This is a genomic window from Indioceanicola profundi (assembly GCF_003568845.1).
In the GTDB taxonomy this organism is placed as follows: Bacteria; Pseudomonadota; Alphaproteobacteria; order Azospirillales; family Azospirillaceae; genus Indioceanicola; species Indioceanicola profundi.
Genome location: NZ_CP030126.1, coordinates 3,364,673 through 3,391,128, shown reverse-complemented (window position 1 = coordinate 3,391,128; position 26,456 = coordinate 3,364,673). Strand labels below are relative to the sequence as shown.

At 68.8% G+C, this 26,456-nt stretch carries 20 protein-coding genes; 9 read left to right on the top strand and 11 right to left on the bottom strand.

The annotated features are described in order from the left end of the window. Positions 1-24 precede the first annotated feature (24 nt). From fsa to DOL89_RS16170, 3 genes are all read right to left on the bottom strand, one after another. Positions 25-708 carry a fructose-6-phosphate aldolase gene (gene fsa, locus DOL89_RS16180; RefSeq protein WP_119680082.1) on the bottom strand — a complete coding sequence of 228 codons (684 nt, stop codon included), beginning with the start codon at positions 706-708 and terminating at the stop codon, positions 25-27. Between the two features lie 118 nt (positions 709-826). Continuing rightward, on the bottom strand, positions 827-2,761 hold the full coding sequence (locus DOL89_RS16175) for a glycosyltransferase family 2 protein (RefSeq protein ID WP_119680081.1): 1,935 nt from the start codon (positions 2,759-2,761) through the stop codon (positions 827-829). Positions 2,762-2,805: 44 nt separating this feature from the next. Beyond that, positions 2,806-4,029, bottom strand: coding sequence for a glycosyltransferase (locus DOL89_RS16170; protein ID WP_119680080.1), 1,224 nt, complete (start codon positions 4,027-4,029; stop codon positions 2,806-2,808). Between the two features lie 603 nt (positions 4,030-4,632). On the opposite strand from DOL89_RS16170, the gene DOL89_RS16165 reads away from it, so the two are divergent. The 3 genes from DOL89_RS16165 (at position 4,633) to DOL89_RS16155 (ending at position 7,665) form a co-directional block, all read left to right on the top strand. Next, positions 4,633-4,842, top strand: coding sequence for a cold-shock protein (locus DOL89_RS16165; protein ID WP_119680489.1), 210 nt, complete (start codon positions 4,633-4,635; stop codon positions 4,840-4,842). 101 nt (positions 4,843-4,943) lie between these two features. Continuing rightward, positions 4,944-5,168, top strand: a complete 225-nt coding sequence (locus DOL89_RS16160; protein WP_119680079.1) for a hypothetical protein — start codon at positions 4,944-4,946, stop codon at positions 5,166-5,168. A 217-nt stretch (positions 5,169-5,385) separates the two neighbouring features. Next, positions 5,386-7,665 (top strand): primosomal protein N', encoded by a 2,280-nt coding sequence (locus DOL89_RS16155; RefSeq protein WP_404813500.1) that lies wholly within the window; start codon positions 5,386-5,388, stop codon positions 7,663-7,665. 19 nt (positions 7,666-7,684) lie between these two features. Here DOL89_RS16155 and DOL89_RS16150 read toward each other — a convergent pair whose 3' ends face one another. Then, positions 7,685-8,995, bottom strand: coding sequence for a CCA tRNA nucleotidyltransferase (locus tag DOL89_RS16150; RefSeq protein WP_225889829.1), 1,311 nt, complete (start codon positions 8,993-8,995; stop codon positions 7,685-7,687). 51 nt (positions 8,996-9,046) lie between these two features. Then, the gene (locus DOL89_RS16145; protein WP_119680077.1) at positions 9,047-9,376 is read right to left on the bottom strand and encodes a DUF6111 family protein; all 330 of its coding nucleotides are present in this window, start codon (positions 9,374-9,376) and stop codon (positions 9,047-9,049) included. Positions 9,377-9,544: 168 nt separating this feature from the next. Here DOL89_RS16145 and gcvA point away from each other — a divergent pair, with 168 nt between their 5' ends. Further along, entirely contained in the window at positions 9,545-10,447 is a 903-nt protein-coding gene (gene gcvA, locus DOL89_RS16140; RefSeq protein WP_119680076.1) for a transcriptional regulator GcvA, read from the top strand. On the opposite strand, the gene DOL89_RS16135 is transcribed toward gcvA, so the two are convergent. From DOL89_RS16135 to DOL89_RS16125, 3 genes are all read right to left on the bottom strand, one after another. Then, entirely contained in the window at positions 10,434-11,237 is an 804-nt protein-coding gene (locus tag DOL89_RS16135) for a crotonase/enoyl-CoA hydratase family protein (RefSeq protein ID WP_119680075.1), read from the bottom strand. The two genes, gcvA and DOL89_RS16135, sit on opposite strands and share 14 nt — an antisense overlap. Positions 11,238-11,344: 107 nt before the next feature. Then, positions 11,345-11,977, bottom strand: a complete 633-nt coding sequence (locus DOL89_RS16130) for a CoA pyrophosphatase (RefSeq protein WP_119680074.1) — start codon at positions 11,975-11,977, stop codon at positions 11,345-11,347. Between the two features lie 41 nt (positions 11,978-12,018). Next, positions 12,019-12,597: a DUF1285 domain-containing protein gene (locus DOL89_RS16125; protein WP_225889828.1), complete on the bottom strand. Its 579-nt coding sequence runs from the start codon at positions 12,595-12,597 to the stop codon at positions 12,019-12,021. A 290-nt stretch (positions 12,598-12,887) separates the two neighbouring features. On the opposite strand from DOL89_RS16125, the gene DOL89_RS16120 reads away from it, so the two are divergent. The 4 genes from DOL89_RS16120 to DOL89_RS16105 are packed head-to-tail and all read left to right on the top strand — an operon-like array spanning position 12,888 to position 19,696. Further along, a complete protein-coding gene (locus tag DOL89_RS16120) occupies positions 12,888-13,805 on the top strand; it encodes an AAA family ATPase (RefSeq protein WP_449768890.1) in 918 nt (305 codons plus the stop codon). A 42-nt stretch (positions 13,806-13,847) separates the two neighbouring features. Next, entirely contained in the window at positions 13,848-14,762 is a 915-nt protein-coding gene (locus tag DOL89_RS16115) for a DUF58 domain-containing protein (RefSeq protein WP_119680073.1), read from the top strand. After that, positions 14,763-17,573 (top strand): DUF4159 domain-containing protein, encoded by a 2,811-nt coding sequence (locus tag DOL89_RS16110; RefSeq protein WP_119680072.1) that lies wholly within the window; start codon positions 14,763-14,765, stop codon positions 17,571-17,573. Further along, positions 17,570-19,696, top strand: a complete 2,127-nt coding sequence (locus DOL89_RS16105; protein ID WP_119680071.1) for a hypothetical protein — start codon at positions 17,570-17,572, stop codon at positions 19,694-19,696. The genes DOL89_RS16110 and DOL89_RS16105 overlap by 4 nt, the downstream gene beginning before the upstream one ends. Before the next feature lie 640 nt (positions 19,697-20,336). Here DOL89_RS16105 and DOL89_RS16100 read toward each other — a convergent pair. The 3 genes from DOL89_RS16100 to lpdA form a co-directional block, all read right to left on the bottom strand. Next, entirely contained in the window at positions 20,337-21,332 is a 996-nt protein-coding gene (locus DOL89_RS16100) for a hypothetical protein (RefSeq protein WP_119680070.1), read from the bottom strand. Positions 21,333-21,429: 97 nt separating this feature from the next. Next, positions 21,430-22,710, bottom strand: coding sequence for a hypothetical protein (locus DOL89_RS16095; protein WP_119680069.1), 1,281 nt, complete (start codon positions 22,708-22,710; stop codon positions 21,430-21,432). A gap of 275 nt (positions 22,711-22,985) precedes the next feature. Next, on the bottom strand, positions 22,986-24,395 hold the full coding sequence (gene lpdA / locus DOL89_RS16090) for a dihydrolipoyl dehydrogenase (RefSeq protein ID WP_119680068.1): 1,410 nt from the start codon (positions 24,393-24,395) through the stop codon (positions 22,986-22,988). Between the two features lie 264 nt (positions 24,396-24,659). Between lpdA and DOL89_RS16085 the strand changes: the two genes are divergently transcribed. Continuing rightward, positions 24,660-26,090, top strand: coding sequence for a methyl-accepting chemotaxis protein (locus DOL89_RS16085; RefSeq protein ID WP_119680067.1), 1,431 nt, complete (start codon positions 24,660-24,662; stop codon positions 26,088-26,090). The last annotated feature ends 366 nt before the right edge of the window (positions 26,091-26,456 follow it).

Below are 26,456 nucleotides of genomic sequence, written 5' to 3'. Positions count from 1 at the left end.
CTTTCGGGAACGCGTGCCTGCGGCTCAGCCGCGCTTCGGCAGCTCCTGGCTCAGAATGTCCTGGCCGGTCTTCTGCCAGTCGGCCACGAACTGGGACAGGCCCTTGTCCGTCAGCGGGTGGTTGGCGAGCGAGCGGATCACGGCCGGCGGCATGGTGGCGACATGGGCGCCCATGCGCGCACTCTCCACCACATGGATCGGGTTGCGCACGCTGGCCACCAGCACCTCGGTGGTGAAGGCGGGATATTGGTTGTAGATCTCGACGATCTCGGCGATCAGGTTCAGCCCGTTCTGCCCGATATCGTCCAGCCGGCCCACGAAGGGGGAGACGAAGGCGGCGCCCGCCTTGGCGGCCAGGATGGCCTGGGCGGCGGAGAAGCAGAGGGTGACGTTCACCATCGTGCCCTCGTTCGCCAGGGTGCGGCAGACCTTCAGCCCGGCCGGGGTCAACGGCACCTTCACCGCGACATTCGGGGCGATCTGGGCCAGATGGCGACCTTCCTTCAGCATGGTCTCGAAGTCGATGGCAGCGACCTCGGCCGAGACCGGCCCGTCCACCACCTCGCAGATGTCCGCGATCAGCTCCACGAAGCTCGACCGGCCGGACTTGGCGACCAGCGACGGGTTGGTGGTCACCCCGTCCAGCAGTCCAGTGGCGGCGAGATCGCGGATCTCGGCAATATCGGCGGTGTCGGCGAAGAACTTCATGAGGGACCTGTCCGGCAAGGGTGGCAAGGGTTGGCGCCTATATAGGGCAGCGGGCCGGGAGGGTCCATACGCCACCCATGCAGCCTGCGGCTGTCTGCTGCGCCCGATGCAGGTTCCGTCAGGCCTGCCCGGCGCCGAACCAGAGCCGCTGCGGCACCACCCGTTCCCGGAAGCTCTTGATCGCCGGCCCCATCGCCTCCCGCGGGCCGCGGGGCAGAAGGGCGAACAGCAGCCACATATAGAGGCGCGGCTCCGCCGGACGGTTCTTGATGGCGCGCAGCAGCGCCTTCACCGCCGCCCGCGAATCCCCAACGGGAGAGCGGAGCTGGCGGCGGGCGGTTTCCAGCAGGAACAGGTGGCGCACCCCCTCCCGCTTCGCCTCCGGCGCATAGCGCTGGGCGTAGGCATGGCGGGCGGCCATGTTGGCGGGGAAGTTGCGCGACCGCCGCTCCAGTTCCGCCGACTCGTCCTGATCCTCATTGTGATAAATGGTCAGAGCGTCGGGCACGAAGTCGAACTCGTAGAAGCGGGCGATGCGGGTCCAGTAGTCGAAATCCTCGATGGCGGGCAGGGTCTCGTCGAAATAGCCCACCATCTCCACCACCTCGCGGCGGAGCATGGTGCTGCTGGTGCCGTGGATCGCGTTCCGGTGCAGCATCTCCCGCCAGACATCGCCGCGATGGACGGGCACCTCGATCTGCCGGTCGCCCTCGGCGCCGTAGGTCAGCACGCCGGTGTAGAACAGCCCCACCTTGTCGGGCCGGCGGCGCACCAGCTCCACCTGCCGGGCCAGCTTCTCCGGCACCCATTCATCGTCGGAGTCGAGGAAGGCGATCAGCTCCCCTTTCGCTTCCCGCAGGCCGCGGTTGCGGGCCGCGGAGACTCCGCCATTCTTCGGCTGACGGATATAGCGGATGCGGGCATCGCCGAAGCCTTCCACCACCTCCGCCGTATTGTCGGTGGAGCAGTCGTCGATGATCAGCAGTTCGAACCGGTCATAGGTCTGGGCCAGCACACCGCCCACCGCCCGCGGCAGCAGATGGGCACGGTTGTAGGTCGGCACGATGATGGAGACCAGCGGGCGCTCCGGCCCCGGCTCCGCCCGGTCGGGCGACACGCCCCTGGCGGCCACCGGCGGCAATGCTGGCGGGCGCATGCTGCGGCGGGCGCGGTCCGTCACGCGCTCCAGCCGCCGGCGCAGGCGGCGCAGCTTCTCCGGCCCACCATGGGTCGTGGCGGCGGCAAGGGCACGGCTACGCAGATCGGGGAACCCGCCGGCATCGCGGACCAGCCCGTCATAAGCCTCCGCCAGGGCGGCGCGGTAGCGGGCGATCCGGCCGGCTTCGCCCAGCCGATCCGCCACCCGGTCCAGCACGGCCAGCCGGGATTCCAGGCCGGTGCGGGTGAAGCGCTTGCCGCTCAGCGACACGGCGTCGCCGGGCAGGCGGCGGTAATAGGCCGTGCCGCCGGCGGTCGGCGCCAGCTCCACGCCCGCGATCAGGGCGCGCATCATGATGTCGCCGTCGGTATTGACCTTGATCTCCGGGTCCCATCCCCCGCTCGCCTCATAGGCGGCGCGCGACCACAGCAGGGCGCAGGGCGGATGGTACCAGCCGGTGAGCCAGGCCTGCAGATCGTCATGCCCGTTCCGCCGCGGCGCGCAGGAGGCCGGGGCGGCCAGCCAGCTTTCCCCCACCAGCTCGAACCGCATCCAGGGGCAGCAAGCCACCGTGCCCGGCCGCCGTTCCAGCACCGCAGCCAACTCCTCGATCACCGTGGGGCCCAGCAGATCGTCGGCGTCCAGGAACATGATGGCGTCGCCCGTGGCCTCCCGCACCCCGGCATTGCGGGCGGCCGACGCGCCGCCGCCGGGCGCGCTGATCGTCCGCACGATGCCGCCGAAGCCCTGCGCAATCTCCACGCTGCGGTCGCTGGAGCCGTTGTCGACCACGATCACTTCATCCGGCCGCCGCGTCTGGTTCAGGACGGAACGGAGGGTCTGGGCCAGGAAGGCCTCGCCATTGAAGACGGGGATGATCACGGACACGCGCACGGAGTCGACCCTCGCTGAATTCCAGTCACAGGCAGCCCGACGGGTCAGGCCCTGCGCAGTAACGGTTCATGCAGGGGGAAGGGTTCATGCTCCCGCCCGGCCAGCCGGCGCAGCATCGCGTCCAACCTGTCGTTCAGGAGCCGCTCATTGAAGTGAAGCTCCACCGTCCGCCGCGCCGCACGGGCCAGCTCCGCCCGCCCGTCCGCATCGGTCATGATGCGGGTGAGCTGCCGGGCCAGATCCTCCACGTCGCGCTCCTCGGCCAGGAGGCCGCTGACGCCGTGCTCGACCAGTTCCGGTATGCCGCTGTGGCGGGTGGAAACGACCGGAAGCCCGCTCGCCATCGCCTCCATCAGCGACACGGGAATGCCCTCCATGTCCCCATCGGACGCCACCACGCTGGGCAGCACGAAGGCGTCGGATGCGGCCAGCACCTCCGCCACCCGCTCATGCGCCACCGCCCCCAGGAACTCCACCCTGTCCTGCAATCCCAGCTCGGCGCGCAACGCCTCCAGCGGTTCGCGCAGCGGCCCGTCGCCGATGGCGCGCAGCCGGAAGCGGAGATCGGGGCGGCTCTCCCGCACCCGCGCCAGGGCGCGCAGGATGAATTCCGCCCCCTTCTTCTCCACAAGTCGCCCCACGGTGACCAGCTCGAAGGGTCGAGCCTCGGCCGGCGGACGGAGATTGAACGGATAGCGGTCCACATCCACACCCATATGGTGGACGGTCAGCTTCTCCTCCGGGGCACCCAGCTCGACCAGGCGGCGGCGCCAGAAATCACTGACCGCCGCCAGCACGTCGCCGACCCGGAACAGTTCGGCATAGAGGTCCGGCTCCGCCTGGGTCACGGTGCGGGACATGTCGTCGCCATGGAAGATGGTGAGGATACGGGCGCGGCGCTGCCGGCCGCCGACGCTTTCCGCCGTCATGGCCCCGAACCAGCCGAAATTGCAGACCACGATGTCGTTGTCCCGGCACATCCGCCGCTCTTCCACCCCGGCCAGGGCACGGCGGATGCGATAGGGCAGGTGCATGTAGGTCTGGGCCAGCAGCGGGCTGCGCGGCAGCACGTAATTGACCTCCTCCAGCCCCGCCAGTCGGCCCGGCAGCGCGGCAGGCCCGTCCCCGTCCGCCGGGGAATCGGCCAGGATCGAGACGCGGTGGCCGCGCTCGATCATGCCTTCGATCTGGCTCAGCACGAAGGTTTCGCTCAAGGTCGGAAACCGGCCGACGCGGAAGGCGATGCGCAAGGGATCGCGATTCGTCATCAGGCTGTCAGGTCCGGATTGAAGGGTTGGAATGCAAAGGGCGGGGCTTCGGCAACGGAAATGGCGACGGCCGCGCCGCGGCGCGGTCCCAGATATATTCGGCTTCTCTGGATCGTCATGCCTTCCCAGCGACCCCACGCAAGCAATTGGCCAAGGCTCTCACCACTCCGAATCTTACCGGAACCAACCGCCGCTCCGCCCGGGTGTTACGGGGTTAACGCGCAAGGGCCGCAAAGGGGGTGTGGGACAAAAAGAGGAGATGGGATCGGGCCGTGTCTTTTCCGATCGCCCGGCGCAGTGCCGGGCGGGCGATCCGGCGCGTGGAGTCCAGGGCCGGCCGTGCATCCAGGATGTCGGCGACCGCGCTTCCACAGGGCGGGCACGGAGCCGATCCCACTCCTTGCGACAACGCTGTTCCTCCCTCCGGCTAGGGGGGCCGACGAATTCGTTCTTGTCTAGTGGGCCTGACAGGCTCACATCTAGGGGGTCATTCTGTTTCGGACGACCGGCCTATCCGCCTTCGGGTGATCGGATCGCTACTCCCCAGTCTGGCGCGCCCCTGCATGCGCGCAGGGGTGCAACTCTTCCATGATGGAGGATTGGATGCCGATCGGCACCGTGAAGTGGTTCAATGGTACCAAGGGCTATGGTTTCATCCAGCCCGACAATGGCGGCGCTGATGTGTTCGTGCACATCTCCGCGGTCGAGAAGGCCGGGATGCGCAGCCTCAATGAAGGCCAGAAGGTCTCCTATGAGGAAGTGCGCGATCCGCGGCGCGGAAAGACCTCTGCGGAAAACCTGCAGAACGCCTGAGCAGCCGGGACCGGCTCGCTCATACAGGTCGGCGAAGGGCACCGGGAGACCGGTGCCCTTTTGCTTGCCTGTCTTATGACCGATGAATTGGGAGCAGTCTGATGGCTCGCAAGAAGCCGCCCGTCGAGACGGGCTATGTTCTTTACGACGTCCTCTACCAGGACGGCGCGCGCAGCTCCAACCGCAAGGTGCCCAAGGCCGAAGTGCCGGAGCATGAAGGCGAAGCCGGCGTGCGCGCCTGGCTGGAGGCACAGGACCGCAAGATTGCCGAGATGTCCGGCAATCCTCGCGGCCCCATCAAATCCATCAGCCGTTCGCCGACCTGATGGACAGGGCGCCTCCCTTTTCCTGCCAGGGGATACGCCCACTCTACTCTGTCATCCCGGCGCAAGCCGGGCTGACGGCGGACACGGAAAAGCACCCCGCCCCTGGCGCGGAAGCTCCCATATCTGCTAAGCCATCACCAGGAACGAAAGCGGCACGGAGCCGGACGTGGAGCGGGAAGGCAGCAGCAGCGGCAGCCTTGCGCCGGACGACTTCCGCCTGACGGCGGAGGAGCCGGAAGCGCCGAAGCTTGGCCGCGCATCATCGCCCAAATCCAAGCCGCCCCCGCCCGCCGGCCCGGCCCGCCGCGTGGCCGTGGCCCTGCCGCTGCCCTTCCCCGAACCCTTCGACTACCGCGTGCCGGACGGGCTGGACCTCGCCCCCGGCGATTATGTGGAGGTGCCGCTGGGTCCCCGCCGGGTCTTCGGCGTGGTCTGGGGCGCGCCGGCGCAACCCGCCGAACCGGCGGAGAACGCGGTTCCCGATGCCAAGCTGAAGCCGGTGGCGCGCCGCTTCGACCTGCCGCCCATGCCGGAGGCCTCGCGCCGCTTCATCGAATGGGTGGCCGGCTACACCATGTCCCAGCTCGGCAACGTGCTGCGCATGGCGGTCAGCGTGTCGGCAGCGCTGGAGGAGCCGCGGGCCATGACCGGCTATTGCCGGGCCGACGCCGACCTGCCCGACGGCTTCAAGCTGACCGCCGCGCGGAAGGCCGTGCTGGCGCTGATGGCCGACGGGCCGCCCCGCACCGCCGCCGACATCGCGAACGAGGCCGGATGCAGCCCGGCCGTGGTGCGCGCCATGGCCGATGCCGGCGTGCTGCTGCCCGTACCCATCCGCCCGCTGGGCCGCTTCCAGGCGCCGGACGGAACACTGGCCGGCCCGACCCTGTCCGACTTCCAGCGGGAGGCGGCGGACCATCTGGCGGCCCGCGTCACGGAGGGCGGCTATAGCTGCACCCTGCTGGACGGGGTCACCGGCTCCGGCAAGACGGAGGTGTATTTCGAGGCGGTGGCGGCGGCGCTCCGGGCCGGCAAACAGGCGCTGGTGCTGCTGCCGGAGATCGCGCTGTCCGCCCAGTGGCTGGACCGGTTCCAGGCCCGTTTCGGCGCGCGCCCGGCGGAGTGGCATTCCGACCTGACCGGCATGATCCGCCGCACCACCTGGCGCGCCATCGCCAGCGGGGAGGCCAGGGTGGTGGTGGGGGCCCGTTCCGCCCTGTTCCTGCCCTATCCCGATCTCGGCCTCATCGTGGTGGATGAGGAGCATGAGCCCGCCTTCAAGCAGGAGGACGGGGTGATCTACCATGCCCGTGACATGGCCGTGGCGCGGGCGCATCTGGGCAAGATCCCCACCGTCCTCGTCTCCGCCACCCCGGCGCTGGAGACGCTGGTGAATGCGGAGGTCGGGCGCTACACCCGCATGGACCTGCCGGGCCGGCATGGCGGTGCCACCATGCCGGACGTGACCCTGATCGATCTGCGCAAGCCCGACGCCGCCCCGCCGCGCCACCAGTGGCTGAGCCCGATCCTGCGCAAGGCCATGACGGAGACGCTGGAGGCGGGGGAGCAGGGCATGCTGTTCCTGAACCGCCGGGGCTATGCGCCGCTGACCCTGTGCCGCGCCTGCGGCCACCGCTTGCAATGCCCGAACTGCACCGCTTGGCTGGTGGAGCACAGGCTGACCAAGCGGCTTCAGTGCCATCATTGCGGCTTCACCGCCAAGACCCCCGAATCCTGCGAGAATTGCGGGGCGGAGGAGAGCTTCGTCGCCTGCGGTCCGGGCGTGGAGCGGGTGGCGGAGGAGGCGGCGATGCTGTGGCCCGAGGCCAGGGTCGCCATGATGACGTCGGACACGCTGCTGGGTCCCCGCGCCATCCAGGACGTGATCGACAAGGTGAAGGCGCAGGAGATCGATCTGCTGATCGGCACCCAGGTGATGGCGAAGGGACACCATTTCCCCATGCTGACCCTGGTGGGGGTGGTGGATGCCGATCTCGGCCTGTCCGGCGGCGACCTGCGGGCGTCGGAGCGCACCTTCCAGCTTCTGCACCAGGTGGCGGGCCGTGCCGGGCGTGAGAGCCGGCCGGGCCGTGTCTACCTCCAGACCCACATGCCGGAGCATCCGGTGATGCAGGCCCTGGCCTCCCACGACCGGGAGGCGTTCCTGGATCATGAGAAGCAGAGCCGGCTGGAGACCGGCATGCCGCCCTTCGGCCGGTTGGCGGCCCTGATCGTGTCCGGAGAGGATGACCGGCTGGTTGACCAAGTGGCCCTGCGCCTCGGCCGCACCGCGCCTCGCGACCGGCAGGAACTGCTGGTGCTGGGGCCGGCCCCTGCCCCCCTGTCCATCCTGCGTGGGCGGCACCGGAGGCGTCTGCTGATCCAGGGGCCGAAGGGCCTGGCGCTCCAGCCCATCGTGGCCGAGTGGCTGGACAAGGTGGAAATCCCGCCCCAGGTGCGGGTGCAGGTGGATATCGACCCCTACAGCTTCATGTAAAGGCGCGGCCGGGCCGCGCTCAATCGCCCGCCGCGCGCTCCGCCAGCTTGCGCCGAAGCTCGGCCAGACACTCCTCCCGCGTGGGCTGGAACTCGCGGGCGGCCCACCATCCCTCCACCCCGGCCAGAATCCGCCCGACTTCCGGCCCCGGCGGCACGCCCATGTCCAGCAGATCCTGCCCCTTCAACGGGAAGGGAACGATGATCCAGGACGCGGCCTCCGCCAGCGGCTCCAGCAGTTCCGCCGCCGGGGTGCCGCGGTCGGATGCCGCCAGCAGCAGCAGATCGCGGTAGGGCTCCGTGCCCAGCTTCTGCAATGCGTGCCGCCGGGCCTTGATGCCGAGGTCGGGATGCACGTCCACCGGCGGATCGGCCAGCAACAGCAGCCGGTCCCGCTGGGCGTTGGACAGTTTCAGCCGCTCCGCCACCTCCTGCGCCGTCGTCCGCCCCTTGGGCAGCAAAGCCGCAAGCCGGGCCATGGGATCGGCTTCCCCCACCATCCATTCCAGCCGGTCCAGTGCTGCCAGCCGCTCCACCCGCGTCGCCTGGGGCAGCAGATGCGCCACAATCCCGTAATCCAGCATCAGCCGCCAGACATCCACCGCCCGGTCGGCGTCCAGCAGGCGCAGCAGTTCCTCCCGCACCCGTTCGCCAGACAGGGTCGGCAGCAGGTGCGCCAGTTCGGAGCAGGCGCGGATGGCCGTCGGCTCCGGCTCCGGCCCGCCGAACCGGGCATGGAAGCGGAAGAACCGCAGGATGCGCAGCACATCCTCGCGGATGCGGGCCTGCGCCTCGCCGACGAATCGGACGCGGCCTTTCTCCAGATCCTCCAACCCGTTGAACGGATCATAGAGGTCCCCCTCCGGGGACAGGGACATGGCGTTGAAGGTGAAGTCCCGCCGGGTCGCGTCTGCCACCCAGTCATCCGTGAACTCCACCCTGGCATGCCGGCCGAACGTCTCCACGTCCCGGCGCAGGGTGGTGATCTCGAAGCTGTCATGGTCGAGTACGGCGGTGACGGTGCCGTGCTTGATCCCGGTGGGCACGACGCGGATGCCATCGGCCTTCAGCCGGCGCATCACCTCTTCCGGAGGCAGCGGCGTCGCGATGTCCACATCCGACGCCTCCACCCCGAGCACGGCGTCGCGGACGCAGCCGCCGACGAACCGCGCCTCCTGCCCCGTACGCATCAGGGATTGCAGCACCCGGCGGGCCTGAAGGCTGGCCATCGGGCCGACGGGATCAAGGTGGCGGACTGGTTCCATGCGCGGCGTGCCGATGGCGCCTCTTGGCAACGGTCTCGAACGGTCGGGACCGGAAAGGTCCAGCATTGCCGATCTAACCAAGCCGGCGCGGGATTGTCCAATGCCCCCTTCGGACGCTCACTGCGGGGCTGCGTCCTCGGCCGGCGCAGCCTCGCGCGGCAACTGGTCGGCCGGAATGACGCGCGCCGGAACGGTCTGCCCGTCCGGCCCCACATGGGCGGGGATATAGAGGCTGTCCGTACCGTGCCCGCCCAGCAGCGCCAGCGAGACCAGGAAGGCCGCCATCAGACCGATACCCGCCGCCAGCAGCCAGACCCAGGGGACATCCGCCGCCGGCTCCCCACCCCGCCCCACGGCCGCCCGCCGGCCGGTCAGCACCAAGTAGCCGACATAGACCAGGGTCGGCAGCAGCAGGGGGATGAGGATGGTGAGCAGGACCCTGAGCATCGGCGGAACCGCATTATGGTGGCTATACCGAAGATGGGGCAGCCGGAGCTGGATGCCAATGCATCTCCAAATCCACCGGCTATTCGGGTGAATTCCACTCACTCGGATCGAAATGGATTTCGTTTGGCCGCCTTCCGGCACCGGGCCATGCTTCCGCGATCTGGAGGGATGCGCGCCTTGGCCTACCGACTGCCCCCACTGAACGCCCTACGCCTGTTCGAGGCGGCCGGCCGGCATCTGAGCTTCAAGCGCGCGGCGGAGGAGCTGCACCTGACGCCCAGCGCCGTCAGCCATGGCATCCAGTCGCTGGAGGCGTGGCTGGGCGTGCCCCTGTTCGCGCGCGGCAACCGCAGTCTGGAGTTGACCGCCGCCGGGGCCGCCTACCTGCCCCAGGTGCGGGCCGCGCTGGAGCTGCTGACAAGGGCGACCGAATCGGTGCCGGGGCGCAGGCCCTGCGGGCGGCTGTCGGTCAGCGTGCCGCCCAGCTTCGGCCTGCTCTGGCTTGTCCCCAACCTGCCCCGCTTCGCAGCACGCCATCCGGACATCGCCGTGTCGCTGGACACCAGCCACCGCCATGTGGAGTTCCCGCGCGACGGCGTCGATCTGGCCGTGCGGATGGGGCGCGGCGGCTGGCCCGGCCTGTCCGCCGTTCGGCTTGCGCCGGAATATCTGGTTCCCCTCTGCGCCCCGTCCCTGGCCGCCGGCATCCGCACGGCCGCCGACCTGGCCGGAACCACCCTGCTGCATGTGGAGAGCGTGGAGGAGGATTGGAGCCGCTGGTCGGAGCTGACGGGGGCGGGGCTGGAGACGGGCCGGGGCGGGCTGCGCTTCGACACCATCCACATGGCGCTGGAAGCAGCGGCCAGGGGCCTCGGCGTCGCCATGGGACGCCTGCCCCTGGCCGGGGCCGACCTGGAAGCCGGGCGGCTGGCGCCGGTGCTGGGGCCGCCGGTGCGGGCAGAGACCGCCTACTGGCTGGTGGCGGCCCCGGAGTCCCTGGCCCGGCCGGAGGTGGCCGCCTTCCGCGACTGGATGCGCGGCGCCTTGGCGGAGACGGTCAGCATCCCGTGAAGGCGGGCGGCCGGCGCGCCATCCAGGCATCCAGCCCTTCGCGCAGGTCGCGGCTGGGCACCACCCGCGCGAACTGCTCTGCCTCCATCTGCAGCCCCTCCCCGATACTCATGTTCAGCCCGCGGGTCGCGGCGGTGATGATGGCCGCGGCGGCCAGCGGGGAATGGCGCAGGATCCGCCGGGCGAGATCGCGGGCGGCCGCCATGAGGTCCCCATGCGGCACCACCTGATTGACGAGGCCGAGTTCCAGGGCGCGGGCTGGCGGGAACGTGTCCCCGGTCAGCAGCAGCTCCAACGCCCGCTTCCGCCCGGCCAGCCGGGACAGGCGCTGGGTGCCGCCGAAGGTGGGCGGCATGCCCAGCCTGATCTCCGGCTTGGCGAACAGGGCGCGGTCGCTGGCGACGGCCAGATGCGCCGCTTCCGTGATCTCGCAGCCGCCGCCAAAGGCGAGGCCGTTGACGGCGGCGATGATGGGCTTGGGAAAGGCTTCCAGCCGGGCGGTCATGGACTGGCCGCGGCGCACGAAGTCACGCACGGCGACCAATGGCCCCTGCGCCACGCTGCCCGAAAATTCGCGGATGTCCCCGCCGGCGGAGAAGGCCCGGTCGCCGGCCCCGGTCAGGATCACCGCCCCGATGCTCCGGTCCGCCTCGATCCCGTCCAGCAGCTCCATCAGCCGGTCCGCCATGGCGTAGTCGATGGCGTTCAGCTTGTCCGGGCGGTTGAGGGTCAGGGTGGCGATGCCGTCGGCGGCCTCGAAGAGAACTCGGCTGGTGCTGGTGCTGGACATGGGCGCTGGCTCCGGATCGGTGGGGCTGTGTCCCCACTCTCGGCAGCTTCCCGCCCGTCGGCAAACGCGGCCTTTTCACGATCGGGTGAAGCGGATTCACCCGGCCGTCACGCCGCCTCCACCTCTCCGCCCAGAACCTCGCACAGATTGATCAACATGCCGGCGGTCGCGCCCCAGATATAATGCCGGCCATAGGGAAAGGCCCAGAAATGGCGCATGGCGCCCTTGAACTCCCGGGATTCGCGGATGCGGTTGGCAGGGTCCAGGATGAAGGAGAGGGGGGCCTCGAACACCTCCTCCACCTCATAAGGGTCGGGGCGCAGGATGAAGGGCGGGCGGATGATCGCCACCACCGGCGTGATGCGGAAGCCGGTGCGGGTGATATAGGTGTCGAGGAAGCCCAGCACCTCCACCCGCGTGCGGGGCAGCCCGACCTCCTCCTCCGTCTCGCGGAGCGCGGTGTCCACCGGCCCCTGATCCTCCGGCTCCACCCGGCCGCCGGGGAAGCTGATCTGGCCGGCATGGGCGGCCAGATGGGCGGTGCGCTGGGTCAGCATCACCGTCAGCCCGCTGTCATGCGCGACCAGCCCCACCAGAACGGCGGCGTCCCGCAGCTCCGCCGGGGGATGAAGGCCGGGATTGCCATCATGGTCGCCACGGATGCCGATCACCCGCATGGGCGGATTGCGGCGTCGGCGGAAGCGGCTGCGGATATCTTCTTCGGTGGGCGTCGGCGTCATCGTGCCATCAGGTTACACGAACAATCCAATGCGGGCCAAATTCATGCAGGCAGCCGGCCCAGGGGGAAGAAGCAGCCGCCGCTCCAGACGCCGAACTCGGTGCCTTCCGGTCCCGCTTGTTCCTCGCCCCGTTCGACCAGATGGTAGAAGGTAGCGCGATTGATGCGGGCTTCCAGATTGTCGCGCACCAGCACATAGGGGCTGGGTTCGCCCGTACCCGGATCGGTCTCTACCCGGATCGGGTGGTCGGGACCGGCCGTGACCTCATGGTCCAGGTTGGTGCGGAAGGTCAGGCGCTGATCCTGCCCTTCGCCGTCGGCGGTGACCTCCACCGCGACAAAAGGCGCATCCTCCACCGTGATGCGCCCGCGCTCCGCCGGCGTGATCAGCCAGTAGTCGCCCCTCTCGTCCCGGCGCAGCACGGTGGAGAAGAGCTTGCACAAGGCGATGCGGCCGATCGGGCTGCCGTGATAATACCAGGTGCCGTCCCGGGCGATGCGGATTTCATAGGCTTCGTCTTCCGCCGTCGGGCCGGGTCCGCCGCTGGCACGGCGGGCGCCGCCGAGGCTCGGGAACTTTTCCTCTCGGCTCTTGCTTTCCTCCATGGCGGGATCGACCATCTACTCGGTGAAAGGGTTGCCGTCGGCGTCGTGGTCCAGGGGAGTCACCCCTGAATGGCACCGCACAGGGCCATGAAGTTAACATAGTCTGGCGGTCTTGGTTCGGGAACCGGACCGGACTTGCTGACCGCGGCGCCTTCCAGGAGGCCGGGTCGGCCTGGGACAGAAGGAATCTGGATGTGAGCACGTTCGACCTTTCCCGCGGCGCCCCCGACCCGCAAGGCCCCGACGCCAAGGCCCTGGTGGCGGAAGTGGAGCAGCTCGGCGAACGGCTTGCCACCGTGCGGGAGATGATCGGCCGGGTGATCTATGGCCAGCAGACCGCCATCGACCTGTCGCTGGTGACCCTGCTGGCCGGCGGCCACCTGCTGCTGATCGGCGTGCCCGGCCTTGCCAAGACCCGGCTGGTGGAAACGCTGGGCACGGTGCTGGGCCTGGATGAGAAGCGCATTCAGTGCACGCCCGACCTGATGCCGGCCGACATCCTGGGTTCCGAAGTGCTGGAGGAGGGGGAGCAGGGCCGCCGCGCCTTCCGCTTCATCCCCGGCCCGGTGTTCAGCCAGCTCCTGATGGCGGACGAGATCAACCGCGCCAGCCCGCGCACCCAGTCCGCCCTGTTGCAGGCGATGCAGGAGGGGCGGGTCAGCGTCGCCGGCCATTACCATCCCCTGCCCCGCCCCTTCCATGTGCTCGCCACCCAGAACCCGCTAGAGCAGGAGGGCACCTATCCCCTGCCCGAGGCGCAGCTCGACCGCTTCCTGCTGCAGGTGGACGTGCTCTATCCCGACCGTGATGCGGAACGCCGCATGATGATCGCCACCACCGGCGCCGACACCGCCCGCGCCTCGGCCGTGCTCACCCCGCAGGAGCTGATGACCGCGCAGGCGCTGGTCCGCCGTATCCCGGTGGGCGACAGCGTGGTGGACGGCATCCTGGACCTCGTGCGCAACGCCCGGCCGGAGGAAAGTCCGATCGAGGAGGTGCGGCGGCATGTGGCCTGGGGTCCCGGCCCCCGCGCCAGCCAGTCGCTGATGCTCGCCGCCCGCGCCCGCGCCCTGCTGGATGGCCGGCTGGCCCCGTCGCTGGACGATGTGCTGGACCTCGCCAAGCCGGTGCTGCGCCACCGCATGGCGCTTAATTTCTCCGCCCGCGCCGACGGCGTCACGCTGGACGACGTGATCGACCGGCTGTGCCGGCCCTTGATGTGATGTAGGCGGCCCGGACACGGGCCGTCCGATTTGGACAACGGAATGGCCGCCACCAATTCCCGCACCGCCCCCGATACCGCGGACGTGATCCGCACCCAGCACCGGGCGGAGGATCTGGCCCTGCGCCTGCCGCCGCTTCTGGTCGCGGCCGAGCGGGTCGCCGCCACCGTGTCCCAGGGCGTCCACGGCCGCCGCCGGGTCGGCACCGGCGAGACCTTCTGGCAGTTCCGCCGCTACATGGAGGGCGACAGCGCCCAGTCCATCGACTGGCGGCAATCGGCCAAGAACCGCCACGTCTTCGTCCGCGAGACGGAGTGGGAGGCGGCGCAGACCGTCTGGCTGTGGCGCGACGGCTCCCCCAGCATGGACTGGCGCAGCCACAAGAGCCTTCCCACCAAGCGGGAACGCGCCGACCTGCTGCTGCTGGCCGCCGCCGTGCTGCTGGTCCGCGGGGGGGAGCGCACGGCCATCCTGGGCAGCGGCATCGCCCCCAGTGCCGCCCGCAGCATCACCCCGCGCCTCGCCCTGCATCTGGCCGGCAAGGCCGGTGCGCCCGACGGCGACGGTCTGCCCACGCCGGAGCCCCTGCCCCGCCATGCCCAGGTGGTGCTGATCGGCGACCTGCTGTCTCCGATCGAGGAGACCCGCCGCGTCGTCTCCGCCCTGGCCGGGCGCGGGCTGCGCGGCCATCTGGTCCAGGTGCTGGACCCGGCGGAGGAGACGCTGCCCTTCGAAGGCCGGGTCGAGTTCAAGGGGCTGGAAGGCGAGGAGGAGTTGCTGGTGCCCCGCGTGGAGGGCATCCGCGCCGCCTATCTGGAGCGACTGGCCGCCCAGAAAGCCGGCCTGTCCGATCTGGCCCGCGCCACGGGCTGGAGCTACACCCTGCACCTGACCGACAAGCCGGCGCAGACGGCCCTGCTGGCCCTTTGGGGCGCATTGGCGATGGAGGCCGTCTAGATGTTGAGCCTCGGCCCCCTGGCCTTCGCGGCCCCCTGGCTGCTTGCAGCGCTGGCGGTCCTGCCGGTGGTCTGGCTGCTGCTGCGGGTGACCCCGCCGGCCCCCCGCACCATCGACTTTCCCGCCATCCGGCTGCTGCGCGACCTTACCAACCGGGAGGAGACGCCGGCCCGGACCCCGCTCTGGCTGCTGATCCTGCGCATGCTGCTGGCGGCGCTGATCATCCTGGCGCTGGCCCGGCCGCTGCTGAACCCCGATGCGGTGCTGCCCGACGGCGGGCCGCTGCTGCTGGTCGTGGACAATGGCTGGGCCGCCGGCCGCGACTGGCCGTCCCGGCAGGAAACCATGGAGCGGCTCATCGACCAGGCCGAGCGGTCGGACCGGGACGTGGTGATGCTGGCCACGGCCCCCGGCGCCGGGGACGGGGTGCCGCGGCTGGTCGGCCCAATGGTGGCCGCGGATGCGCGCCGGGAGGCGCAGGCCCTGGCGCCCGTGCCCTGGTCCTCCGACCATGCGGCGGCGCTGAAGGCGCTCGAGGCCTTCCAGCCGGACGGCACGCCCTACACGGTCTGGCTGGCCGAAGGGTTGGCCGGCGAAGGCACGCCGGCGCTGGTCGACCGGCTACGCCGCATGGGCGGGCTGGAGGTGGTGGGCGACGGGGCGGAGCGTCCGGCCCTGCTGCTGCGCCCGCCCGCCGGCGACCCGCAAGGGTTGACGGTGCCGGTGGAGCGCAGCTTCGGCGGCCTGCCGCAACCCGTCACCCTGCGCGCCACCGGCGAGGATGGCCGGCTGCTGGCGACCGGCGAGGCGGCGTTTGAGCCCGGCCAGACCCGCACCGAGGTCCGGCTGGAGCTGCCGACCGAGCTGCGCAACGAGGTGACGGCCGTGCGGCTAGACGCCCAGACCACCGCCGGGGCCACCATCCTGCTGGATGAGCGCTGGCGTCGCCGCCCCGTGGGCCTTGTCTCCGGCCGGCCGGAAGGCGAGAACCAGCCGCTGCTGTCCGAGATCTATTACCTGAACCGCGCCCTCGCCCCCTTCGCCGAGGTGCGCCAGGGCACCACGGCCGACCTGATGGCCCGCGAACTGGCCGTGCTGATCCTGGCCGATGTCGGCTCCCTGACCGGGCCGGAGGCGGAAGGGCTGACCGAGTGGGTGGAGAATGGCGGCCTGCTGGTCCGCTTCGCCGGGCCGCGGCTCGCCCAGAATGCCGACGAGCTGGTGCCGGTGCGCCTGCGCGCCGGCGACCGCGCCCTGGGCGGCGCCCTGAGCTGGAGCGAGCCCGCCCGTCTGGCCCCCTTCGCGGAGGAGAGCCCGTTCCAGGGCTTGCGCATCCCGCCCGACGTGACGGTGAGCCGGCAGGTGCTGGCCGAACCGTCGGTGGAGCTGCAATCCCGCACCTGGGCCCGTCTGGCCGACGGAACCCCGCTGGTGACGGCGGAGAAGCGCGGGGCCGGCTGGATCGTGCTGGTCCACACCACCGCCAGCCCGGACTGGTCCAACCTCGCCATCTCCGGCCTGTTCGTGGAGATGCTGCAAAGGATGGTGGCCCTGTCCTCCGGCGTCGCCGCCGAGGGTGCGGCCGGCACGCTGCCCCCGCTGGAGCTGCTGGACGGGCTGGGCCGGCTGGCCCCGCCGCCGGCCACCGCCTTCCCCGTCTCCGCCCGGCAGGCCATGGAGCAGCCGGCAGAGGTGGTCGGACCGCGCCACCCGCCCGGCTTCTACGGTACGGCGGAGGCGCGGCAGGCCCTGAACCTGTCCCCGGCGGTACCTGAACTGCGGCCCCTGCAAGCGGAGATCAATGGATTGGCACAGGGGCTGTACGGCGCCCGCGGCGAGGTGGATCTGAAGCCCTGGCTGCTGGCCGCGGCGCTGGCGTTGGCTGTCATCGACCTGTTCATCGGACTGGGCCTGCGCGGCCTGCTGGGCCGTCCGGGGCGGATCGGCAAAAGCGCGCTCGGCCGCTTCGCCCGGCGGGGGGCTGCGGTGCTGGCGGTTATCACCGCCGCCGGTCTGGCCGTGCCGCCCGAGGTCTCGGCACAGGACTGGACCTTCGGCGCCCGCAGCTTCGCCCCGCCGCCCGATCCGGACACCATGTCGCCGGAGGAGCGGGCCATTGCCGCCACCTCGGAGAACTGGCTGGCCTTCGTGCGCACCGGGGACGGCAGTGTGGACCAGACCAGCAGCGCCGGGCTGACCGGGCTGGGCCATGAGCTGGAGCGGCGCACGGCGGTGGAGATTGCCGGGGCCATGCCGGTCGATCTGGAGACGGACGAGCTGGCCTTCTATCCCATGATCTACTGGCCGGTGACGCCGGGGCAGGCCTCGCCGTCCGAAGCCGCGAAGGCCCGGTTGAACGAGTATCTGCGCAATGGCGGCATGCTGCTGGTCGACACCCGCGATCAGGCCTTCGGCAGCGGCGGCCCCGGAGGGCCGTTCCTGGAGGAGATGCTGTCCGGCATCGACGTTCCCCCGCTTGCCCCGGTTCCGCCGGAGCATGTGCTGACCAAGGCCTTCTACCTTCTCCAGGATTTCCCCGGCCGCTATGCCGGCGGCGATGTCTGGGTGGAGGCGACGGAGGGGCGGACGAACGACGGCGTCTCCCCCGTCATCGTCGGCAGCAACGATTGGGCCGGCGCCTGGGCCGTGAACGATCAGGGGCGGCCCATGAACGCGGTCGTTCCGGGTCCGGAACGGCAGCGGGAGATGGCCTACCGCTTCGGCATCAATCTGGTCATGTACGCCCTGACCGGCAACTACAAGGCCGACCAGGTGCATGTGCCGGCCATTCTTGAAAGGCTGGGGCAATGATCACCGGCACCTCCATCGCCCTGGACCCGCTTGTTCCAGTCTGGGTCGTCCTGGCCCTGGCCGCCATCGCCGCCATCGGCATCGGGATCGCCGTCTGGCGGCGGGCGCGCGGGGCGGGCTGGCGCACGCTGGCCGTGTCCGTGCTTGTGCTGGCCCTGCTGAACCCGTCGCTGGTGCAGGAGGAGCGGCAGCCCATCAAGGACGTGGCCGTCATCGTCGTGGACCAGTCGCCCAGCCAGAATGTGGGCGACCGGCGGGAGCGCACCGAGCGCGCCGTGGCCGCCTTGCAGGAGGAGCTGGCCCGGCACGAGGATCTGGAGGTGCGCATCGCCCGCACGGCCGACGCCGCGGGACCGGAGGGCGGGGCCATCGAGGAGACGCGCCTTCTGGAAGCCATGACCCGCGCCGTGGCCGACGTGCCCCGCCGCCGCATCGCCGGGGCCGTGCTGGTCACGGACGGTCAGGTGCATGATGTGGAGGAGGCGCTGCCCACGCTGGAAGGCTTCGGCCCCGTCCATGCGCTGCTGAGCGGGGAGCGCAAGGAGGCCGACCGCCGGCTGGCCGTGCTCCAGGCCCCCAGCTTCGGCATCGTGGACCGGGAGGTCACGGTGACGGTGCGGGTGGACGATCTGCCCGGCAACAACCAGGGCGGCATCGCCACCCTGAACGTGTCCCAGGACAACCGCCCTGCCCGCCCCTTCCGCGTGCCGGTGGGGATGGAGGTGCCGCTGACCTTCCAGGTCGAGCATGGCGGCCAGAACGTCATCGAGCTGGAGGTGGATGAGGGGCCGGGCGAGTTGACCCTGGCAAACAACCGCGCCGCCATCGTGGTGAATGGCGTCCGCGACCGGCTGCGCGTGCTGCTGGTGTCCGGCGAGCCCCATGCGGGGGAGCGGACCTGGCGCAACCTGCTGAAGGCCGATCCGTCCGTGGATCTGGTCCACTTCACCATCCTGCGCCCGCCGGAGAAGCAGGACGGCACGCCGATCCGGGAGCTATCGCTGATCGCCTTCCCGATCCGCGAGCTGTTCGAGATGAAGCTGGACGAGTTCGACCTCATCATCTTCGACCGCTACCGCCGGCGCGGCGTGCTGCCCAACATGTACCTGGCCAACATCGCTGAATATGTGCAGCGCGGCGGCGCGTTCCTGGAGGCGAGCGGCCCGACCTTCTCCACCCCGCTGTCGCTCTACCGCACCCCGCTGGGCACGGTGCTGCCGGGCGAGCCCACGGGCGATATTGTGGAGACCCCCTTCACCCCCGCCGTGACGGGGCTGGGCCAGCGCCACCCGGTCACGGCCGGCTTGGCCCCGCTGCCCGCAGGGGAGCAGCCCACGGACGACGCCGCCCCGGTGGAAGGCAAGTGGGGACGCTGGTTCCGCCAGATGGATGTGGTGCCCACCAGCGGCTCGGTGGTCATGAGCGGGGCCGACGGCCGGCCGCTGCTGATCCTGGACCGGGTCGGCGAGGGGCGCGTGGCCCAGCTCACCAGCGATCATATCTGGCTCTGGTCCCGCGGCTTCGAGGGCGGCGGCCCGCAGGCGGAACTGCTGCGCCGGCTGGCCCACTGGCTGATGAAGGAGCCGGAGCTGGAGGAGAACGACCTCCGCGCCCCGGTCGAGGGCAACCGCATCACGGTGGAGCGCCGCTCGCTGGAGCCCGACCCGCGCCCCGTCCAGATCACCTCCCCCAGCGGGGAAACGACGGAACTGGTGCTGGAGGAACATGGCAACGGTACCGCCACGGGCACCATCCTGGCGACCGAGCCCGGCATCTGGCGCATCACCGACGGGGAACGCACCGCTCTGGCCGTGGTGGGGGCCGTCAACCCCAAGGAGCTGGCCGACATGCGCACCAGCCCGGAGCCCCTGGCCCCGGTGGCCGAGGCGACGGGCGGCGGAGCCTTCTGGCTGGCCGATTATGACGGCGGCAGCAGCGCCATCCCGGCGGTGCACCGCACGGCCCCCGGCCGCGACGCCGAGGGCCGTGGCTGGCTGGGCCTGCGGGCTAATGGCGATTACGTCGTCAGCGGCGTGAACCAGGTGCCTCTGCTGCCTGCGGCCCTGGTGCTGCTGCTGGCCATCGGCCTGACCCTGGCCGCCTGGCGGCGCGAGGGAAGGTAATCACCCCTGCACGCCCCTTCCGGCTGGAGTCGAGCCGTAGGTCGGTCACGCACAGCGTGGCCGACGATAATCGCTCATCCGGCAGGCCATTCGACGCCGCCCTCCCCGTGGAGAGGGCTGGTTCGGGGTATGGGCAAGGATGGATGGGATGAATGGGATGGCACGCCGGACCGGCGGAGCCAGCCCTGGATCACCAGCCCACACCGGCGGATGAGGTGCTCTCCCTCATCCTATTCATCCCATTCATCCTTGCCTTATAACCGATTGCCTGCCGGAACTGGCGCGGACAGGGTCGAATGGATGGGCCGGTGACATCTCGAAAGATGAAAATGATGAAGAGGATGAAAATGATGGTGCGGTGCCATTCGGCTTCCGCCGCAGCTCCTGCCCGGTCTTGATCACGGCCTGCGGCGCGCCCGGTCCATCATTTTAATCCTTTCCATCCTTTTCATCATTCATGATGTCTCGAACCCCGACGCCGAAGCGCGGACAGTCCTGTCGGCCACGCTCCGCGTGACCGACCTACTCCGGATATCGATCCGTAGGTCGCAAGGAGGCCGAAGGCCGGATTGCGACGTTGGTACCCGCCAAACGGCAGGAGCCGTCGCAATCCGCTGCGCTCCTTGCGACCTACGCCGGCTTATGCGCTACGGGTCCAGACCTGGGCTACCAGGAAGTGCTGAGCCAGGAACTGGTAGGTCCGCTTCAGCAGCATTTCAGTCTCAGCGCCTTTGTCCACTTCACGCTCGGACCATGCCTGAATCAGCTCATCCCACAGCATCAGGCGGATATGCAGCTCGTCACGCATGCGCCGGATGAAGGCGATGGAGGCATCATAGGTCTTCAGCATGGCCATGACCTCGGCCGTCTGGCCGTCCACCTGCATGAAGACGTCGTCGAATGCCCCGATGGGCGTCTTGGCCAGGGCCTGCATCCGGGTGATGTCGGCCTGCAGATGGTTCTCCCCTTTGAAGGCGCGCTTGGCCTGGTTGATCTTGACCATGATCTTCTGGATCTGCCCGTAGCGCTCGCGCAGCGCTTCGATGTAGCTCAGCTCGCGGGCCAGCGCGTCCACCTTCTCCACCACTTCCTGCCGACGATCGTCCGGCAGGCCGAACTGACGGGCCAGCTTGGAGAAAGCCTCCTGCGTCCGCTGCTTGGTGGTCGGGTCCTCCATGATCTGCTCAAGCTGGTAGCGCTCGGAAATCGCTACCTCCTTGCCCGTGATCCAGGAGACGAGCTGGAGGGTCAGCCTTCCCTTGGCGAGTTCGAGATGGTGATCCTCCACCCGCCAGGAGGCGGTGCCGTCCAGCAGTTCCCGCGGAATACTGTCGCCCGGCCGGATCTCCTTCACATATTTCAGGCCTTTCTCGACCACGCCCAGCAGCTTGGCATCATCGCTTCCCTCCGCGATATCGAAGGATTCGCGGAGCGCGCGGAAAGCGATCTTGCCCCAGACATCGCCCAGATCGACGTTCAGGACGGGTTCGCCCGTGTCCCGGGCGGTGCTGAAGTACGCGCCCGGCAGAGCGAAGACCTTGCCGGTGAAGACGAAATGCGTGTTGCCGGACGCTCCGCCGGAAGGTGCCGTGGAGGCCGGCGTTCCGGATGTGGTTGGCACGGTCATCGCCGTCATGCGCGACGCCTATCTCCTTGGAGGCGGGGAAAGGGTTCGGGAACCCTACCCACTATGCTACCCCCGAAGAGGTTAAGAGAACCACATATTATGGTAGTCAATCCTCGTTCATCACGCGCGCGGTCTTGATGGCGTCGCGGATCAGCACGCCCTTGCGCAGGATGTTGTCCACGATCCGGCCCTGGACGAGGGAAATTCCCACCCTTTCCGCGAACATCAGGCCGGAGACAGTGCCGCAGCGCGCCAGGATGAAGCGGCAATTGTTCTGAGCCTGGATTTTTTCCCGGAACGATTCGTACTCGTCCGGCGACATCTGCTCCAGATCGTCGGACCAGATGATCTTGGCATAGTCGGCGGCCATGTATTCCAGGTCCATGTGCGTGACCCAGAAGTCGTTCAGCCCGTCGATGGAGATCTGGTAGCCGCGGGCGGCGGCGAAATCCACCACCTCCTTGTACATGCCGATATTCTCGACAAGGTCGGCCTTGTTGATCTCCAGCACCACATTGCCGCGCAGGTCGGTGGTCAGCCGCTCATCGAATTTGATGAAGTTGGCGGACAGGATGGTGGAGAGGTTCAGGTTCAGCCCGATGCGGCGGCCGCGCAGGAAATCCACGCCGTAGTTCAGCGCCTTCAGGACGGAGTTGTCCAGATTGGCGCTGAAGTGGCTGAACAGCCACTTGTTGGCTGTGATGTCGTAGTCCGGCGACAGCCGCTCCTCCAGCGCCTTCACGGCGATATAGAGCTCGAAATACTCGTATTCGTTCTGCTCGCCGTTCTGGATGTTGACCACGGGCTGGTTCAGCATGAAGGGCGAGAGGTCGAACATCTGGACCGCGCGCTCGATCTTGCCCAGCTCCTCCAGCGTGATCGGCGGCTTGGTCTTCTGCTGCTCCCCCTCGCCGATGCCGTCCTTGTTCAGCCCCTCGATGAAACGGATGACGTTCACGAAGTTGAGCGACAGCTCCATGATGGAATAGAGGCTGTCCTCCCCATAGGGATTCCGCTTCATCATCTGGGTGCGCGACAGCATCAGCTTCTCGATCTTCGAGCAGACCTCGGAAATCAGTGAGAATTTGATGCCCTTGTACAGAACGATGACGTCATCGTTGGACAGGCTGAAAACCTGGAGATAGGCGGACTGGTCCGCAGTCTCCTGCATGGCGCGCTTGATGGACATGGCGTCCAGGTTGGACTTGTCCTTCAGCAGCGACATGTGCAGATGGATCAGGCGCAGCCCCTGCACCTCCCGCTTCGCCGATTGGAGCAGGGTCAGGAGCTTCTGATCGTCATAGTCGGGCTTTTCCGGGACCGCGGCAGTGCGCTCCCCCGGCTTGACCCTGACCCAATCCCGCTTCGGTGCGTTGCCTCGGTTCATCCCCGCCCTGCGATCAACACCCCCGCTTCGAGCCCTGCCCCACCGAGGCTCGAGATGAATAGCTCGACGGCTCATGGACGGGGGCTCCATAAGCCATCGCACTACTATACGAATTTTCGGATGTCAGAATACTAAGAAAATTGGATCAATCTATCCGGGTCGCAATTCGGCACAGCTGCTGCTTTTATATCATAAGGCATAGACCCGGAGGTAAAGGAAACGGCCGGCCTGCATGGGGCAGGCCGGCCGGGTCCAGGTCCGCGCGGGCGGAGAGATCACATGTGGATGGGGCGGCCATCCACGGCTAGGCAGGCTTCCTTGATCGCCTCGGTCAGGGTCGGGTGGGCGTGGCTGGTACGGGCCACATCCTCGGCCGACGCGCCGAACTCCAGCGCCAGCCCCAGTTCTTCAATCATGTCGCCGGCATTCGCGCCGATGATGTGGGCGCCCAGGATCTTGTCGGTCTTGGCATCCGCCAGGATTTTCACGAAGCCCTCGGTGGCCTGCATGGCGCGGGCGCGGCCATTGGCGGTGAAGGGGAACTTGCCGACCTTGTAGGCGACGCCCTCGGCCTTCAACTGCTCCTCCGTGCGGCCGACCTGGGCCACTTCGGGCCAGGTGTAGACCACGCCGGGGATGGCGTCGTAGTTGATGTGCCCCGACTGGCCGGCCATGATCTCGGCGCAGACGACGCCCTCTTCCTCCGCCTTGTGGGCCAGCATCGGGCCGGCGATCACGTCGCCGATGGCCCAGATGCCGGGCACGTTGGTGCGGAAATGGTCGTCGGTCTTGACCCGCTTGCGCTCATCCAGCTCGACGCCGGCGGCCTCCAGCCCCAGCCCCTCGGTGTAGGGGCGGCGGCCGATGGCGACCAGCACCACGTCGGCCTCGATGGTTTCGGCATCGCCGCCCTTGGCCGGCTCCACCGTCAGGCGGACCTTCTCGCCCTCCACCACGGCTCCGGTGACCTTGGTGGACAGCTTGAAGCTCAGCCCCTGCTTGCCCAGGATGCGCTGCATCTGCTTGGAGACCTCGCCGTCCATGCCGGGCAGGACGCGGTCCAGATACTCCACGACCAGCACCTCAGCACCCAGGCGGGACCAGACGCAGCCCATCTCCAGCCCGATATAGCCGCCGCCGATCACGACCAGCTTGCCCGGCACCTTGTCCAGCGCAATGGCGCCGGTGGAGCTGACGATGCGCTTCTCGTCGATCTCCACGCCCGGCAGCGGCAGCACGTCGGAGCCGGTGGCGATCAGGATGTTCCTGGTCTCGATGGTCTCGGCGCTGCCGTCGGCCTTGGTCACCTTCACCCGGCCCGGCGCCTCGATGCTGCCGCGGCCGTGGAAGCGGGTGATCTTGTTCTTCTTGAACAGGAACTCCACGCCGGTGACGTTGGACTTCACCACATCGTCCTTGTGCTTCATCAGCGTGGGGAAGTCGAGTTCGACCCCGCTCACCTTCACGCCGAAGCCGGCCAGGCTGTGCGCCGCCTCATGATACTTCTCGCTGGCGGTCAGCAGCGCCTTGGAAGGGATGCAGCCGACATTGAGGCAGGTGCCCCCCAGCGTGTCCCGCATCTCCACGCACGCCGTCTTCATGCCGAGCTGTGCCGCCCGCACCGCTGCAACATAGCCGCCGGGGCCGCTGCCGATGACGACGAGGTCGAAAGGTGAGTCAGCCATGGGAAACCGCTTCTTGTTGTGGTGCCGATTGGGGGGCCGGATAGCCCGCATCCTTATCGCAAGGCAACGCACGCACCGCAACACCCGGACAAACAAGGCATCCCTTCTTCCCCGGCATGCGGCAGCTCCCTCCCCCGTTTGGCCGGCAGGCCTAACCAAAAGTAGGTCTTCGCATCCGATAATTAGGGGGCCACCTTATTTAGAACGTCCTTAACGAAAATGCGCTCTCCTGCAAAATCGAGCGCCGAAGGGGGAGGAACCAGGATGCCGGATGCCGCACACGGAAGTGTGTTTACAGTCGATGCAGGCAGAACTTCACTGCGCGGCTCCGCGGTCGCCGAACTGGCCAAGGAGGTCGGGGACCTCGGCGTCGCCATCGCGGATGTGGCCGGCCATGTGGAGGATGTGAGCGGCCGGCTGGGGGATCAGGCCGGCATCTTCCGGGAGTTGCAGGCCGATGCCCACGGCATGACCCGCGGCAATGCCCGAATCGCCGAGGCGCTGGCCGCCTCCCGTGCCGTCTCCACCCGCGTGGAGGGGGAGATCGCGGACAGCCGCGTAAGGGTGGATGAGGCCATTCAGACCATCCGCGCCCTGGCGGAGGATGTGACCGGGATCGAGCAGAAGCTGGCCGGGCTGCAGGACGCCCTGGCCCGCGTCGGCAAGGTGGCGCATGAGATCAACGCCATCGCCAAGCAGACCAACCTGCTGGCCCTGAACGCCACCATCGAGGCGGCGCGGGCCGGGGCCGCCGGCCGCGGCTTCGCCGTGGTCGCGACGGAGGTAAAGAGCCTGGCCGGCAAGACGGCGGAGGCGACGCAGGAGATCGATGCCACGCTGCGCCTGCTGACGGAGCAGACCCGCGAACTGGCCCAGCGCAGCGCGGCCGGCGTCGCCAAAGCCGGCACGGTGCGCGAAGGCACCCACCGCATCGGAGAGGTGATGCAGGTGGTGGCCGGAGCCATGGGGGAAATGGGCCGGGAGCGCGACCGTATCGGCAGCGCCGCGGAGGAGGTCGGGACCAGCATCACCCAGGTGGAGAGCCGGATCATCGGGCTTGCCGCCGGAGTCAGCCAGTCCAGCTCCAGCCTGAACCAAGCCCGCGACCGTCTGAACGGCCTCCTTGCGTCCAGCGAGCGGCTGATCGGCCACACGGCGGAGCTGGATGTGGAGACGGTGGACACGCCTTATATCCGGGCCGTCCAGGATGCGGCGGCCAAGGCCACCGCGGCCTTCGAGCAGGCGGTGGCGGACGGCAGGCTGACCGTCGCCGACCTGTTCGACGAGAATTACCAGCCGGTTTCCGGCACCTGCCCGGTGCAGCACCTGACCCGCTTCACCGAGCTGACCGACCGCGTCCTGCCCGACATCCAGGAGCCGGTTCTGACGCTGTCCGACCGGGTGGTGTTCTGCGCCGCACTGGACCGCAACGGCTATCTGCCCACCCATAACCGGAAGTTCAGCCAGCCCCAGCGGCCGGGGGACACAGCCTGGAACACGGCCAACTGCCGCAACCGCCGCATCTTCAACGACCGCGTCGGGCTTGCCGCGGGCCGCAACACCCGCCCCTTCCTGCTGCAAGCCTACCGTCGCGACATGGGCGGGGGACAGTACACCCTGATGAAGGACGTCTCCGCCCCCATCACCATCCGCGGCCGCCACTGGGGGGCGGTAAGAATCGGGTACCGGGTGTAGTCGAAGGTCGTTTCATCGACCACGGGCAGCGGGGTCAGCGTTCATCCCGAATATCAGGCTCTGCCCTCCCGGTGGAGAGAGTTGGTCTCGGGTTTAGGCAAGGATGAATGGGATGGCGCGCCGGACCGGCGGAGCCGATCCTGGATCACCTTCACGCACCGGCGGATGAGGTGTTCTCCCTCATCCTATCCATCCCATTCATCCTTGCCTGATTCCAGACCGCCTGCCGGAACTGGCGCGGACAGGGTCGAATGGATGGGCCGGTGATATCTCGAAAGATGAAAATGATGAAGAGGATGAAAACGATGGTGCGGGGCTATTCGGCTTCCGCCTCAGCTCCTGCCCGGTCTTTAGAACTGCCTGCGG

Bases quoted from the DNA above. Each gene is read 5' to 3' on its own strand.
- DOL89_RS16165 (WP_119680489.1), top strand. From the start codon at position 4,633: ATGCCGATCGGCACCGTGAAGTGGTTCAATGGTACCAAGGGCTATGGT.
- DOL89_RS16085 (WP_119680067.1), top strand. From the start codon at position 24,660: ATGCCGGATGCCGCACACGGAAGTGTGTTTACAGTCGATGCAGGCAGA.
- DOL89_RS16145 (WP_119680077.1), bottom strand. From the start codon at position 9,376: ATGCTCAGGGTCCTGCTCACCATCCTCATCCCCCTGCTGCTGCCGACC.
- lpdA (WP_119680068.1), bottom strand. From the start codon at position 24,395: ATGGCTGACTCACCTTTCGACCTCGTCGTCATCGGCAGCGGCCCCGGC.
- DOL89_RS16105 (WP_119680071.1), top strand. From the start codon at position 17,570: ATGATCACCGGCACCTCCATCGCCCTGGACCCGCTTGTTCCAGTCTGG.
- DOL89_RS16115 (WP_119680073.1), top strand. From the start codon at position 13,848: ATGGCCGCCACCAATTCCCGCACCGCCCCCGATACCGCGGACGTGATC.
- DOL89_RS16135 (WP_119680075.1), bottom strand. From the start codon at position 11,237: ATGTCCAGCACCAGCACCAGCCGAGTTCTCTTCGAGGCCGCCGACGGC.
- DOL89_RS16095 (WP_119680069.1), bottom strand. From the start codon at position 22,710: ATGAACCGAGGCAACGCACCGAAGCGGGATTGGGTCAGGGTCAAGCCG.
- fsa (WP_119680082.1), bottom strand. From the start codon at position 708: ATGAAGTTCTTCGCCGACACCGCCGATATTGCCGAGATCCGCGATCTC.
- DOL89_RS16150 (WP_225889829.1), bottom strand. From the start codon at position 8,995: ATGCTGGACCTTTCCGGTCCCGACCGTTCGAGACCGTTGCCAAGAGGC.
- DOL89_RS16110 (WP_119680072.1), top strand. From the start codon at position 14,763: ATGTTGAGCCTCGGCCCCCTGGCCTTCGCGGCCCCCTGGCTGCTTGCA.
- gcvA (WP_119680076.1), top strand. From the start codon at position 9,545: ATGCGCGCCTTGGCCTACCGACTGCCCCCACTGAACGCCCTACGCCTG.
- DOL89_RS16125 (WP_225889828.1), bottom strand. From the start codon at position 12,597: ATGGTCGATCCCGCCATGGAGGAAAGCAAGAGCCGAGAGGAAAAGTTC.
- DOL89_RS16160 (WP_119680079.1), top strand. From the start codon at position 4,944: ATGGCTCGCAAGAAGCCGCCCGTCGAGACGGGCTATGTTCTTTACGAC.
- DOL89_RS16120 (WP_449768890.1), top strand. From the start codon at position 12,888: ATGATCGGCCGGGTGATCTATGGCCAGCAGACCGCCATCGACCTGTCG.
- DOL89_RS16100 (WP_119680070.1), bottom strand. From the start codon at position 21,332: ATGACGGCGATGACCGTGCCAACCACATCCGGAACGCCGGCCTCCACG.
- DOL89_RS16130 (WP_119680074.1), bottom strand. From the start codon at position 11,977: ATGACGCCGACGCCCACCGAAGAAGATATCCGCAGCCGCTTCCGCCGA.
- DOL89_RS16170 (WP_119680080.1), bottom strand. From the start codon at position 4,029: ATGACGAATCGCGATCCCTTGCGCATCGCCTTCCGCGTCGGCCGGTTT.